Origin of the sequence: Trichlorobacter sp. (assembly GCF_030247655.1) — a bacterium.
Classification (GTDB): domain Bacteria; phylum Desulfobacterota; class Desulfuromonadia; order Geobacterales; family Pseudopelobacteraceae; genus Trichlorobacter.
Genome location: NZ_JAOTRZ010000002.1, coordinates 39,243 through 52,720 on the forward strand (window position 1 = coordinate 39,243; position 13,478 = coordinate 52,720).

The window sequence follows — 13,478 nt, forward strand, 5'->3', positions numbered from 1 at the left end:
TATGCATTGAACACGAGGAAACCAATGAAAAAGAAGACTCCTGCACCGCCGCTTGCACCTGTTTCTGCTTCCTCCACAATTCACTATGTTGGTATCGGTGCCTCTGCCGGTGGCCTGGAAGCGATCGAGAGTTTCTTTACCAACATGCCGCCGGATAGCGGCATGGCTTTTATTGTGGTGCAACACCTTTCCCCTGACTACAAAAGTCTGATGGTGGAACTGCTCTCTAAAAAGACCGCCATGTCGGTACACCGTGCTGAAGATGCCATGGAGGTACTTCCCAACCATGTCTACCTGATCCCCCCAAAAAAGAATCTGACCATCTTTCACGGCAAGTTGTTGTTGTCCGACCAGGACCATAGCCGTGGGATCAACCTGCCGATTGACCTGTTCTTGCGATCTCTGGCCGATGACCAGGCAGAGCGGGCTGTGGCGATCATCCTGTCCGGTACCGGCAGCGACGGCATGCGCGGAGTTCGGGCCGTCAAGGAAAACGGCGGCATGGTCATGGTGCAGTCCGAAGAATCAGCCAAGTTTGACGGCATGCCCCGTTCAGCCATTTCCACCGGCCTGGCCGACTTTGTGTTGCCACCGGACCAGATGCCCCGGCAACTGCAGGCGTTTATCAAACATCCCTATGTAACCAAGTCAGAACGTTCTGAAAGCCTGCTTAGCAACGAAGACGGGATGATAAGGATTTTTGCACTGTTGCGGGAGCGCTGCAAGGTTGATTTTACCTACTACAAACCCAGCACCGTGGTTCGCCGGATTGAGCGACGGATGTCCATCAACCAGGTTGAAGATATCAAGGACTACGTCAACTACATCCTGAGCAACCCCTCGGAATTGACAACGCTGTACCGTGAACTTTTAATCGGGGTTACCAGCTTTTTCCGCGATCAGGAAGCGTTTGACTTTCTGGCCACCAATATTTTACCGGATCTGTTCCGTACCGCCACCAGCCGCGAGATTCGTTTCTGGGTTGCTGCCTGTTCAACCGGTGAAGAGGCCTATTCGTTAGCCATTCTGGCCCGCGAATGCCTTGAAAAGCTGGGGAGTTCCCATGATATCAAGATTTTCGCCACCGATATTGATCGGGATGCGATCCATTTTGCCGCTGCAGGCAGTTATCCAGAGAGCATTGCCGCTGATCTTTCTCCCCGCATTTTGTCGAAGTATTTCCACAAACGGGACGACAACTTCCAGATCGCCCGCACCATCCGCGAAATGGTGGTCTTTGCCCAGCACAACCTGATCAAGGACCCCCCCTTTACCAATATTGATCTGATCAGTTGTCGTAACGTGCTGATCTATTTTCAGCCCATCCTGCAACGCAAGGTGTTCGAGTTCTTTAACTTTTCACTGGCCGCTAACGGTGCGCTCTTCCTGGGCAGTAGCGAGTCAACCGGCGAAATGTCCTCCTATTTTGATGTAGTTGACCAGAAGCTGAAGATATTCCGTTCCAAGGGCAGGATGAAGCCGCTTTCCGACACCCATCTACCCAGTGTCTCCGACACCCGCTTCCATGAGATGAAGGGCCAGTTTGCCATTGCACGCCGGTCTGTGCGGGCAACGGAAGAAGAGCGGGTCATGGAGCGTTTCATAGAGGCTGCCAGCACTGATTACATCCCCCTGGCCCTGGTGGTTAACGAACAGCTTGAGGTGCAACACATCTTTGGTGATGCGGTCGGGTATCTCAAGCTCCCTTCTGGTAAGGTGGTCAACGACATTTCGAAAATGGCGGTCAAGGAGCTGGCAATCCCTCTGGCAACCGGCATTCAGAAGGTGTTCCGTCAGCATCAGGAGCTGCGCTTTTCCAATATCCGGGTTAGCCAACCTGATGGAAGTCGTCTGATTGACATGCGAATTAAGTTGCTGCCGGCTAAAAAGGAGCAAGACCAGCTGGTTGCAGTATTTATTACCGAGACCAGAAAAAGTGATACCAGTGACGCCGGTCAGCCGGTACAGACCTATGACCTCTCAAAAGAGGCAGAAGATAGAATGCGGGATCTGGAGCACGAGCTGCAGTTTACCCGTGAAAACCTGCAGGCTACCATTGAAGAACTGGAAACATCCAATGAAGAACTGCAGGCCACCAATGAAGAGCTGTTGGCCAGCAATGAAGAGCTGCAATCCACCAACGAAGAGCTGCAATCCACCAATGAAGAACTTTTTACGGTCAATGCAGAATATCAGAGCAAAATCATTGAACTGACTGAACTGCACAACGATCTTGACAACCTGCTCTCGGCAACCCAGATTGGCAACCTTCTGCTTGACGAAAATATGGAGGTACGCCGCTTCTCAAAGCGGGTTTGTGATATCTTCAAGCTGCTTGATAGCGATATTGGTCGTCCGATCACCCATATTACCCACCACCTTCTTAATTGCGATCCGATTACCTTGATCAGAGATGTTCAGATCACCTCAAGGCCCCAGGAACTTGAAGTGCAGACCCAGGATGGCCGCTGGCGCCTGATGCGGATAGTTCCCTACGCCATCGGCCCCAAAACCTTTTCCGGTACGGTGGTCTCTTTTGTTGACATTAACCAGCTCAAACTGGCTCAGGAAAGCGCCTGCGAAATGCAGCAGCTTTTTTCCGACGTGGTCCATTCATCCCCGGCCCTGGTCTGGCTGGCAGACACCAGCAAAGGCTGTATATGGTTTAACGACCCCTGGCTGGCCTTCACCGGACGATCCATGGAACAGGAACTGGGTAACGGCTGGGCTGCCGGAGTCCACCCTGATGATTTTGATCGTTGCCTGAAAATCTATACGGAGTCCTTTGATCAGATGAAACCGTTTTCAATGGAATACCGTCTGCGGCGCCATGACGGTGTCTACCGTTTGCTGCTTGACGAAGGACGCCCCCGCTTCAAACAGGACGGTAGCTTTGCCGGCTACATCGGCGCCTGTCTGGATATTTCCGACAAGACCTGCCCGTTTGACCAACCCAACTGTATGATGCACGCAGCACGCTCTGGAGCCCCAACATGACCTCCCGAAACGAATCCTTTGATTTTATGCAGTTACGAAAACGGGCAGAGGCGCTCATCAGCGCAACTCCTCAGGCAGTTTGCAACCTGACACCGGACGAGGTCAAAACATTGGTACACGACCTCTCAGTACACCAGATAGAGCTTGAGCTGCAGAATGATGAACTCCTGCGCGCCCAGCAGTTAATAGAAAAATCAAGGGATGAGCTTGCCCGGCTCTACCATCAGGCCCCGGTTGGCTATTTGACCCTCAACCGGATTGGCATTATTGAACGTTGCAATCAGACCTTTGGCCATATGGTGGGCAAAACATGCGAGAAATTGGCTGGTAAGCCTTTGGCAGACCTGCTGGAAAGGACTGATCGCGATATCTTCCTGGGAAGATTCCGTTCTTTTTTCAATCATCCGGCAGACAAATTTATTGACCTGCATTTCCCTGCACGGGCAGAGTCAAATGGCTTCCATGGACGGATTACTGCCAGCCTTGAAGCCAATTCAGCAGAACAGACTGACGACAGGGAAGCCAGTCTGCTAGTGATTGTTCAGGATATCTCCGAGCAGAGAATAGAAGCACTGATCCGGATCAAGACTGAACAAACGTTGAAAAACCACGATCTTTTTGTCTCTACACTACTTGAAACCATACCAATTCCGCTTTTTTATAAAGACACCCAGTGTCGTTACCTGGGGTGCAATGATTCTTTTAAAGCGTTTACCGGTCTTACGGAGTCGCAACTGATCGGCAAGACCGTCTTTGATATTTCTCCACCTGAGATTGCGATTCAGTACGATGAGCAGGATAAAGAGTTGCTTGATCATCCAGGCAGCCAATCCTATGAATGGAAAGTCAAGGCTGCTGATGGAACATTTAGAACCGTTGTTTTTAACAAGGCTACGTTCAATGATGTTGACGGTCAATTAGCCGGTATCGTGGGTGCTGTGCAGGATATTACGGATCTGAAGGATCTGCAGTTGACGTTGAAACAGGCAAAGGATGTGGCAGAACAGGCCAATCGAGCAAAAAGCGAATTTTTAGCAAATATGAGCCACGAACTACGCACGCCCATGAACGGCGTCATCGGCATGGCAGAACTGCTTTCGATGTCTGAACTTTCTGAAGAACAACAGGATTTTGTAGCAGCAATTAAACAAAGTGGACAAAATTTAGTCAAGATCATTGGCGACATTCTTGACTTGGCAAAAATAGAAGCTGACAAGATAGAACTGGAACATGAACCCTTCTCACTTCGCGCAACAATTGATCAGGTACTGCGCCTGGTACGCCCCCAGGCACAGGCCAAAGGTTTGATTGTTTTCAATCGTGTTGAACCAGAACTACCTGATTTATTCCGGGGTGATGCTGGCAGGTTGAACCAGATTTTACTTAACCTGCTGAGTAATGCCGTCAAGTTTACCCAACAGGGCAGTATCAGCATAACGGTGTTGCCAGGACCGGCTACTGACAATCGCCTGACTCTCTGCTTCAGCGTTAACGATACCGGCGTCGGCATCCCCCATACCAGCCTGCACAAACTCTTTATTCCTTTCAGTCAGGTAGACAGCTCAACTACCCGCAGATTCGGCGGCACTGGTTTAGGATTAGCCATCTCGAAACAACTCGTAGAACTGATGGGCGGGACTATCAGCGTTGAAAGTGTTGAAGACAGCGGCTCCACCTTTTTTGTCAGACTTCCGCTGGAACTGGCTGTAAACACAGACTGTTTCCCGCTCCCATCACCCCTGATAACGCCCGACAACGGACATAATCCAGCTGACTACTCTATTCTTGTGGTTGAAGACAACGAGGTAAACCTTAAAGTACTGGAGCTTATGCTGGACAAGCTTGGCTACCGGACAAAAACTGCAGTAGATGGACTAAAAGCCCTGGAGTTATTGAAAACAGACGATATTGATCTGGTACTGATGGACTGCAGTATGCCGGTACTTGACGGTTACCTGACCACGACAAAAATCAGAGCATCGGGGACCGGCACAAAAAAACCTGACATTCCCATTATCGCCATAACCGCACGGGCCATGTACGGAGACAAGGAAAAGTGTATCCAGGCTGGTATGAATGACTATCTGGCTAAACCGATCAACTGCACCGAACTTGCCGATAAAATCAATCTTTGGCTAAGCCGCGCTTCCTGACGCAAACGGTTTTCATCCGTTCCAGAGCCTGTTGCAGCAGGCTCCGGGGACAACCGAAATTAAGCCTGACAAACCCCGGTGCCCCAAACGGCACACCATCCGACAACCCGACCCCGGCCTGTTCAAAAAATCTGGCCGGATCAGCCACACCCAGCCCACGTGCATCAATCCAGGACAGATAGGTCGCCTCCACCGGCCAGGTTTTCAGGCCGGGCATTACCTGAATTGCTTCCAGCACCAGATCCCGATTCTGCCGCAGATACCCAAGCAGGGCCTGGCGCCACGGGTCTCCATCACGATAGGCAGCCAGGGTAGCTGTGTAGCCCAGCAGATTCACATGGGGCACAATCCCGGCCATGACACCCCGGAAAGACTGCCGCAGCTGCTTGTCAGGAATAACAGCAAAGGAGCAGCCCAGACCGGGGATATTCCAGGTCTTGCTGGGTGCCAGCAAGGTTATGGTACGCTGGGCCAGTTCCGGCGCAAGGATGGCAAAGGGAACATGCGGCGTAGCACTCTCCAGCACCAGCCCGGCATGGATCTCGTCTGAACAGACTATCAGATTATGGCGTTCAGCCAGAGCAGCCAGCGCCAGCTGTTCATCCCGGCTCCAAACTCTGCCAACCGGATTATGGGGGCTGCAGAGCATCAGCAGCCTGGTGCGGGGCGTAATAGCCTGTTCCAGCGCCTCCAGATCCATTTCCCAGCGGCCCTGTTGTTCAACCAGCGGCACACTGATCAGCTCTCGTCCGGCAAGTCCTGGTGCCGTCAGAAAAGGAGGATATACCGGTGTAAACGTAGCAACGGCATCACCTGGAGTCCCCACGGCCCTGCAGGCAACATTCAGGCCGCAGACCAGCCCCGGCAACCAGACCAGCCACTCCGGTTGCACCTCCCAGCGGTACTCCCGCTGGAGCATTGCCAGTACGACATCAAGCAGCTCTTGAGGTGGGCTACTATAGCCAAAAACGCCATGCTCAACCCGCTGGTGCAACGCCTCCAACACTGCCGGTGGTGAACGAAAATCCATATCCGCCACCCAAAGCGGAATAATATCCTGCCCGGCATAGCGATCCCACTTTTCACTGTTGGTAGCATGGCGATCAATAATGGTATCAAAATCAAACATCACAACAGCTCCCAGATGGTTAGTTCAGTAATGGTATGTTGAAACTTGCGTTGGGTCTCACGGATCACAAACGGCAGATTCTGTGGCTCCCCCACCTGCCTGAAACGAGGAGACAGAACCGCCTTCAAACCGTCAATACCCCGGACCGGCTCACCAGCATCGCGATAGCCCCCCAGCCACTCCTCCTTTTTGGCAAACTCTTCCGACCAGCTGTAGGGAGATGTAATCACCAGTAGACCGCCTGGATTAATCCGCTCATGGATCGTCGACAAAAAGCGGCGTGGCGAGTAGAGCCGGTCAATCAGGTTAGCTGCCAGCACCAGATCATAACCGCTAAATTTCTCTGGTAGATTACAGGCATCGGCCTGGTAAAACTGTACCCGCTGCCTGGTCTGCTCAAGCCCAAACTCAGCCAGGGTCACCTCATGGAATGATACGATCTCACCTTCTTCAGGAAAGGCATAACGTAGATTCCCTTCTTCCTGCATCCTGGCAGCCAGTCTGAAAAAACGGGTGGAAAAATCCAGACCGGTTACCTGCTGAAAACCGCCCCTGGCCAGTTCAAAGCTGGCCCGCCCCACGGCACAGCCCAGATCAAGGGCATGGCCCAGCCTGCGCCCCTGCATCAGCTCAAGACAGATTCTGGCACACTGTTGCTGAAAATTAGGCACCCCAAACTGTTCCGGCCCATAGTGGGCATTGCAATATTGGACAGCCAGAGAATCACGTTCATACTGATCATCGTGGATCACCACCGGGGCACTGCTTTCAACATAGCGGAACCCGGCATGCTGGAAAAAATGCCGCCGGAAGGCATAGCGTGCATCGCGGGTAGCCTCGTTGCCGGTTGAAATCCAGGAGCCGCCTTTGATCAGGTTGTGACGGGTATCAAAGGTGGGGGTAGAGAAATCATCGTACCAGGGATGTATTGCAAAACCGTGAAATGGGTAGATCGGCGTTTCGGTCCATTGCCAGACATTACCGATCAGATCAAAAAAATCTCCGGCCTGAAAACGATCCACCGGGCAGGAGGAAGCCCAGCAGGCCAGATTGATATTGCCCGGCGCCTGATCCCAATCAGGTTGATCAGGCAGCTTGCAGAGATCATGCAAGCGGTGCCATTCGTCCTCAGTGGGTAGCCGGACCGGCTTCCCGGTCTGTGCGGCCTTCCAGTTACAGAACGCCTTGGCCTCCAGATAGTTCACCTCCACCGGCCAGTTCCATGGCATCGGGATCTGACTGCCCATGGTACGCAGCTTCCAGCCACCCTCCACCTTGATCCAGAACAGGGGATAGTCTGCCTGCTTAAACTGGCGCCAGTTCCAGCCTTCTTCGCTCCACCACTGGTGATCCCCATAGCAGCCAGCCTCAACAAAGGCCAGAAATTCACGGTTTGAAACCAGATACTGTGCCGCTTTGAAGTCAACCACTTCCCCCTTGTGGGTGCCATACTCATTATCCCAGCCGTAGAGCGGATGATCTTTAGATTTACCCAGTTGCACCATGCCACCGGAAACCGGCAACAATTGATTCTGCGGAGGTTCACCCGTCTCTGGGCAGATATCCCAGAAAGGCAGTTGCTGTACCTGATCAAGCGCCAGTTGCCGGATCAGAACCGACGACGTTTCCAGGTGGATCCGCTCATGCTCGATCCCCATCATGATGGCCCACCAGGGTGATTCCCAGGTAATGGGCAGCGTCAACGGCATGGTACAAATCAACTGATCCAGCAGCGCACGGACCTGATCCCGGTATGCCTTGACCTCCTGCACCGTTGGCCAATCATAGTGGGCCTGATTCAAATCATCCCAGGACATCTCGTCCACCCCCACCGCAAACATCGACTCAAAAGCCGGGTTGATCCGCTGTTCAATCACCTTGGCAATAATCAACTTGTTGATAAAGAAGGTAGCGGTATGGCCGTAGTAAAAGATCAGGGGATGGCGCAGCCGATCAGGCCGCAGATAATAGGTTTCATCACAACGAAGGGTTTCATACAGCTTTTCATCAACAGTAAAGGTAGCGTGAAAGTAATCACGGATCTCCTGCCGTTTCTGTTCAGGGTCACCACTATCCAATATAACGGTACGTCTATCTTTCAGTCCCATGATATCCCCTTTCCATTTGCGGTGCTCATGCAAGCCAGTATAGCGCAACTTTGCCGACTACACCGTACTGTTACAATAATTTTACTGGACGCTGGCAACGGTTCCCCGTACCATACGCCCTACTTAAGCACCAACAACAGATGAAAGGCTACAACAATGGCACAGGCAAAAAAAGGCGACAAGGTACGGATTAACTTTACCGGCAAACTGGAAGACGGCAGCATCATAGAGACAACCCTTGAGGCTGAAGACTGCTGTACTGATGATGATTGCGGATCTGAATGCGGTGATGACTGCGGCTGCGAGCATGGCCCGATGGAGTTGACCATTGGCGAAGAAGATTTCTTCCCGATGGTAGAGGAAGCCCTGATCGGCATGGCTCCCGGCGAAACCAAGACCGTTCAGATCCCTGCTGCAGAGGCGTTTGGCGAGTATGACACGGAAGCAGTATTCACCATTGAAAAAGAGCTGTTGCCGGAAGATCTGACCCCGGAAGTAGGCGATGACCTGGTACTGACCGGTGAAGACGGCGAAGAGCTGGAAGTAACCGTAGTGGAGATTGGCGATACCTCCGTCACCTTTGATGCCAACCACCCCCTGGCTGGCGAAGACCTGACCTATGAGGTTGAGCTGGTAGAGATCCTGTAATTCAAAATCTTAACGCAGAGAAGCAGAGGCGCAGAGAGCAGCAAAAAACATGGATTCTGTTGGTATCCAGTTGCTTTGTTTTCTCTGCGTCTCTGCAACTTTCTTCTTTCTCTGCGTTAAAGTTTTAAGACTTACATTCTCATTTTATAACATCAACTATGTCCTTCCCGTCAACTCAACACAAACTTCCCTGGTTTCCTGATACAACGCCCTTAATGCTGGCCCCGATGCAGGGTTTGACCAACCGCGGTCTGCGTCACCTGTTTGCCCAATGGGTTAAACCGGACACCCTCTTTACCGAGTTCATGCGGGTGGCCCCTGGTGAAACCAGCAAGCGATTGTCTGCCTCAGATCTGGGGGAAATTGCACCGACAGAAGAGACTATCCCGCTGGTGGTGCAGTTGATCGGCCACGGCACCGATGCTCTGGTTGCTGCGGCGCAAATTGCCCAAACGAACGGCGCTGCCCATATCAACCTGAATCTGGGCTGTCCCTTTGGTCGCATGACCACCGGACTGACCGGTGGCGGCATGCTGCAACAGCCGGAATTGTTGCAGGAACTGATCCCGGCTCTGCGCACAGTGATTCAAGGCAGTTTCTCCGTCAAACTACGAGCCGGTTACGACAATCTGCAGCAGATATTCTCTCTCTTGCCACTTTTTGAATCTGCCAGGGTGGATTTTCTGGTGCTGCATCCCCGCACCGTGCTGCAGGAGTATGAAGGCCTGGCCGACCACAGTATCACAACCCGGGTAGTACAGGAAACAAGCCTGCCGATAATTGCCAACGGTGATGTGCGTACAGCAGAAGGCGGATTGCGGCTGTTGGAACAGACAAAGGCAGCAGGCCTGATGTTGGGGCGGGGAGCCATTGCTGACCCGCTATTGTTTCAGCGGATTCGATCTGGAGTTACGCATCAGCCTAGCCAGGTTGAACGGGCGGCCATGCTGCGCCACTACCTGACCGGATTGCTGGAACGTTATCAAGGGATATTTTGCGGTGAACAGCAGATTCTGGGCAAGGTAAAGACGGTGTTTGCAACCATGGATGATCCTGATTTTACAAAACAGATCAAGGGGCTTAAAAAAGCCCGCACGATCCAGCTGTTTTCAAGCTTAGTAGCCCAGTTGCCCTGATGTTGGCTCCGTAATCGGCGCCCGGTTCTTGACAACATGCACCTTGATTCCTGCCTGGGTCTCCACTGGGCAGACGTTTTCGCAGATGCCGCAGCCATTGCAGATCTCTTCCACAACATACGGTTCCTTGACCGTCTTCATCACCCCATCAAGCCCCAACACCTGCACCTCGCGAGAACGGATCGCCTTGTCCGGTATCGGGCAATGCTCCTCACAAACAATACAGTCGATCCTGCGGGCAAAGGGCAGGCAGTGGTTCTTGTCAAAGACCGCCTTGCCGATCACCTGCCGTTTCTTCTCCTCAACTGCCAGATTTGGAATGGCACCGGTTGGGCAGACCTGTCCGCAGAGGGTGCAGTTGTACTCACAGTAGCCCAGCCGGGGGATCACCAGCGGGGTATAGATCCCATTCAACCCGGCTTGCCAGGCCGCCGGGTAGAGGGCGTTCTTAAGGCAGACCTTCATACACTCGCCGCAGCGGACACATTTTTTCAGAAAATCGTCTTCATTCCGTACCCCGGGCGGACGCAAAAGACCGGCCTCCTTTTCAGGCGCCCGGAAACGGGTCGGCACCGCCAGCAGCAGTCCCCCTGCCAGCCCCCCCAGCAGCAGCCTGCGCTGCGGCAGAACCGGTTCAGACAGCTGCAGCGGCCACGACGGCCGGAAGCTGATCCGCTGGTTGGGACAACCCTGTTCGCACTCCATACAGAGGATACACTCCTCCCGGTTCAAGCTTCCCTGATCAAAGCTGGTGGGACAGAGTTCACGGCACTGGCCGCAATCGGCGCACAGCCCCGGAGGAATCCGTTTGAAGGGGGAAAAACGTCCCAGCCAGCCCAGCAGGGTGCCCAGCGGGCAGAGATGACGGCACCAGGCCCGGGTCTCCAGCCGTTCCAGCAGGATGATTAGAATCAACAGCAGGGCAGAGACAAAGGCCAGGGGATAGAGGGTCTCACGGAACGGCAGCAGGTAGCTTTTCAGCAGGCCATAGGCAGGGGCCAGCGTATCACGTTGTTCACCGATCAGCCCATACAGGCGTACCCAGCCTTCACGGGCGGTCAGCCCCAGCAGGGGGTAGAAAAAGAAGGTCAGCCCCCGCAGCAGGATGGCGATCGGATCAAGCAGCCCGGCCAGATTCAGGTTAAACAGCGAAGCAGACAACAACGGCAGCAACAACCAGTATTTCAGGTTGCCAGCCAGCCAGGGGATCTGCCTGGTGGAGCGTTGTTTTGGGCTGAGCAGATCCAGCAGGGTACCCAGCGGGCAGATCCAGCCGCAAAAGAATCGCCCCAGCAGCAGGGTGGCCAGTGTCATCAGAACCGCCGGCAGCAACAGCCAGCTCCAGGACTTGGCTGCCAGCAGATAGCTGAACAGCACCAACGGGTCAGCCCGGAAGAAGGAGTTAACGGCGGCATTGATCTGGTCATGGCCACGATACTCGGTCTGCAGAAACAGCAGCAGAAACAGCGCCAGGAACAGTAGCTGGCTTATGCGGGCCCTGGTCAATTTCACCACTCAGGCCTTAACCACCTTTATTCTGTCCAGGTTCATCTGCCCCAAACCGCGCTTATGGGCTGCAACCGTCACCGCAATATCAGCCGGTTTCAGACCGAACAGGGTGGTGGCATAGGCATCGGCAGCCACGATATCGGCTGAGGCAATCACCTTGTTCAGCACCTTGACGTCAGCAAGGTTGCCCCCCTGAGGACCATGGGCGGTCAGGATTCTGGTGGCATCAATGATGGTCAGGTGGCTGCGCAGATGACTGTTCACATCGGCCAGGGCCACCGCCAGATTGCGATGGGTAAAGCCGCGGTTGCCCCCCATCACCCCCATGATGTTTTTCAGCCCCAGGGTCAACCTGGACAGGCCGTGGTGCTTGGCCACCGGCAGGTTGATAAAGACATTGGCAGCCAGCGCCTCATCGTACAGCTCCCACTCCTTCAGGAACTGCCCCTTCAAGACGGTCATCCTGAACCGCTCCGGCTCAATCTGTTTGCACTCCACCCCTTTAAGCCCCTTCAGCGCCTTTTCAATACCGCTGTTGACATAGCAACGCCGCGGATCATTGCAGGTATGATCAAAGACCTTGACCTTTTTGGCGCCGGCTGCCAGACATTCCTCCACCACGGCCCGCACCACCAGCGGGTGGCTGTTGGCGGCGAACTCCGGCGAGCGGTCCCAGCCCATGTTCGGCTTGACCACAACCACATCGCCCGCTTTGACATACCGCTTCATCCCCCCCACGGCATTAATCGCCTTGCGGGTTATGGCCGGGTAGTCTGTCCCTTCAGCCACCGCCACCAATGCATTGTCGGAGGATGCCAGCAGTTCTTGAACCAAAACCGGAGCAAGTAGCGTTGCCGCCCCTGCGCTCTTGATAAAAGTACGGCGATCCATAAGCACCTCCATATGTTGGAATATTTCCAGTGTACTGTTGGTTACTGTTGGTTGAGTGTACTACACGTCAGAGAAAATCATACCAGGAAGTGGAATCAGCTGATCAGTATTACCGAAATATTATCCCTGCCTCCTTTTGCATTGGCTGCATTGATAAGATTGTCAGCCACCACATCCAAACTGACTGTATTGTCAGCAAGAAGCATTTCAATTTCCGCATCTGTCAGCATATCAGTCAGTCCATCAGAGCAGATCAAGAGCATATCCTTCTGGCTGATTTCAATAACACTGAAATCCGGATCAGGAGGGTTGCTACACCCAAGAGATCGTGTAAGTGCATGAAACTGTCTTTGGGGGATTTCGCCCAAAGGAACACCCTTTGTAAGTAGCTGATCACCAACGGTATGGTCATGGGTTAATCGAGTAAATTTATGGCATCCATGGCCGAGTAGCGGTTCGGGTTGGGGATAATAATCACGCTGAAACAGATAACAGCGACTATCACCGGCATTAACAATATAGGCTTTGCCGTTCTGCACCACCGCAACGACCAGTGTTGTGCCCATCTTCGCCATAGCAGGATCAGACTGCGCTTTGGTAAAAATCTCCCAGTGTGCGGCATGCAGTGCATGCACCATCAACTCAAAATAATCATCAACAGCCGTGTGCATAATGTTCGAGCGGATCACCCGATAGACCGTATCAACAGCAAGGGCGCTTGCCACTTCACCGGCATTGTGCCCGCCAATGCCGTCAGCAAGCAGATAAATGCCCAAGGTATCGTCTGCCTTGACACAGTCTTCATTATTCTGGCGGACAAGTCCGGGATGCGTGGCATGGCTGGAGTGCATGGCGGTATCTATGGTTTCTGCATGCAGTGATGCTGATACATAACGTCCAGAAAAGC

The 13,478-nt window shown here is 53.3% G+C and carries 9 protein-coding genes; 4 read left to right on the plus strand and 5 right to left on the minus strand.

The annotated features are described in order from the left end of the window. Nucleotides 1–24 precede the first annotated feature (24 nt). The gene (locus OEL57_RS00215; RefSeq protein ID WP_300735704.1) at nt 25–2,997 is read left to right on the plus strand and encodes a chemotaxis protein CheB; all 2,973 of its coding nucleotides are present in this window, start codon (nt 25–27) and stop codon (nt 2,995–2,997) included. Continuing rightward, nucleotides 2,994–5,150, plus strand: coding sequence for a PAS domain-containing sensor histidine kinase (locus OEL57_RS00220; RefSeq protein WP_300735705.1), 2,157 nt, complete (start codon nt 2,994–2,996; stop codon nt 5,148–5,150). The genes OEL57_RS00215 and OEL57_RS00220 overlap by 4 nt, the downstream gene beginning before the upstream one ends. On the opposite strand, the gene OEL57_RS00225 is transcribed toward OEL57_RS00220, so the two are convergent. Both OEL57_RS00225 and ovoA read right to left on the minus strand, forming a co-directional pair. After that, complete coding sequence (locus OEL57_RS00225) at nt 5,122–6,279, minus strand: MalY/PatB family protein (protein ID WP_300735706.1); 1,158 nt, start codon at nt 6,277–6,279, stop codon at nt 5,122–5,124. The two genes, OEL57_RS00220 and OEL57_RS00225, sit on opposite strands and share 29 nt — an antisense overlap. Then, on the minus strand, nt 6,279–8,387 hold the full coding sequence (gene ovoA, locus OEL57_RS00230; RefSeq protein ID WP_300735707.1) for a 5-histidylcysteine sulfoxide synthase: 2,109 nt from the start codon (nt 8,385–8,387) through the stop codon (nt 6,279–6,281). Before ovoA ends, OEL57_RS00225 begins: the two co-directional genes overlap by 1 nt. 156 nt (nt 8,388–8,543) lie before the next feature. Here ovoA and OEL57_RS00235 point away from each other — a divergent pair, with 156 nt between their 5' ends. Further along, entirely contained in the window at nt 8,544–9,035 is a 492-nt protein-coding gene (locus tag OEL57_RS00235) for an FKBP-type peptidyl-prolyl cis-trans isomerase (protein ID WP_300735708.1), read from the plus strand. Nucleotides 9,036–9,262: 227 nt separating this feature from the next. Beyond that, nucleotides 9,263–10,171 (plus strand): tRNA dihydrouridine synthase, encoded by a 909-nt coding sequence (locus OEL57_RS00240; RefSeq protein WP_300735709.1) that lies wholly within the window; start codon nt 9,263–9,265, stop codon nt 10,169–10,171. Here OEL57_RS00240 and OEL57_RS00245 read toward each other — a convergent pair. From OEL57_RS00245 to OEL57_RS00255, 3 genes are all read right to left on the minus strand, one after another. Then, nucleotides 10,151–11,686, minus strand: a complete 1,536-nt coding sequence (locus OEL57_RS00245; protein WP_300735710.1) for a 4Fe-4S dicluster domain-containing protein — start codon at nt 11,684–11,686, stop codon at nt 10,151–10,153. The genes OEL57_RS00240 and OEL57_RS00245 overlap by 21 nt on opposite strands. Continuing rightward, a complete protein-coding gene (locus OEL57_RS00250; RefSeq protein ID WP_300735711.1) occupies nt 11,687–12,571 on the minus strand; it encodes a DUF362 domain-containing protein in 885 nt (294 codons plus the stop codon). It lies immediately after the preceding gene. 95 nt (nt 12,572–12,666) lie between these two features. After that, nucleotides 12,667–13,478: PP2C family protein-serine/threonine phosphatase (locus tag OEL57_RS00255; protein ID WP_300735712.1), on the minus strand; the 812-nt coding region annotated here is incomplete at its 5' end.

Excerpts from the sequence above, each read along its gene's own strand:
- OEL57_RS00215 (WP_300735704.1), top strand. The coding sequence starts at position 25 with ATGAAAAAGAAGACTCCTGCACCGCCGCTTGCACCTGTTTCTGCTTCC.
- OEL57_RS00220 (WP_300735705.1), top strand. The coding sequence starts at position 2,994 with ATGACCTCCCGAAACGAATCCTTTGATTTTATGCAGTTACGAAAACGG.
- OEL57_RS00225 (WP_300735706.1), bottom strand. The coding sequence starts at position 6,279 with ATGTTTGATTTTGATACCATTATTGATCGCCATGCTACCAACAGTGAA.
- ovoA (WP_300735707.1), bottom strand. The coding sequence starts at position 8,387 with ATGGGACTGAAAGATAGACGTACCGTTATATTGGATAGTGGTGACCCT.
- OEL57_RS00235 (WP_300735708.1), top strand. The coding sequence starts at position 8,544 with ATGGCACAGGCAAAAAAAGGCGACAAGGTACGGATTAACTTTACCGGC.
- OEL57_RS00240 (WP_300735709.1), top strand. The coding sequence starts at position 9,263 with ATGCAGGGTTTGACCAACCGCGGTCTGCGTCACCTGTTTGCCCAATGG.
- OEL57_RS00250 (WP_300735711.1), bottom strand. The coding sequence starts at position 12,571 with ATGGATCGCCGTACTTTTATCAAGAGCGCAGGGGCGGCAACGCTACTT.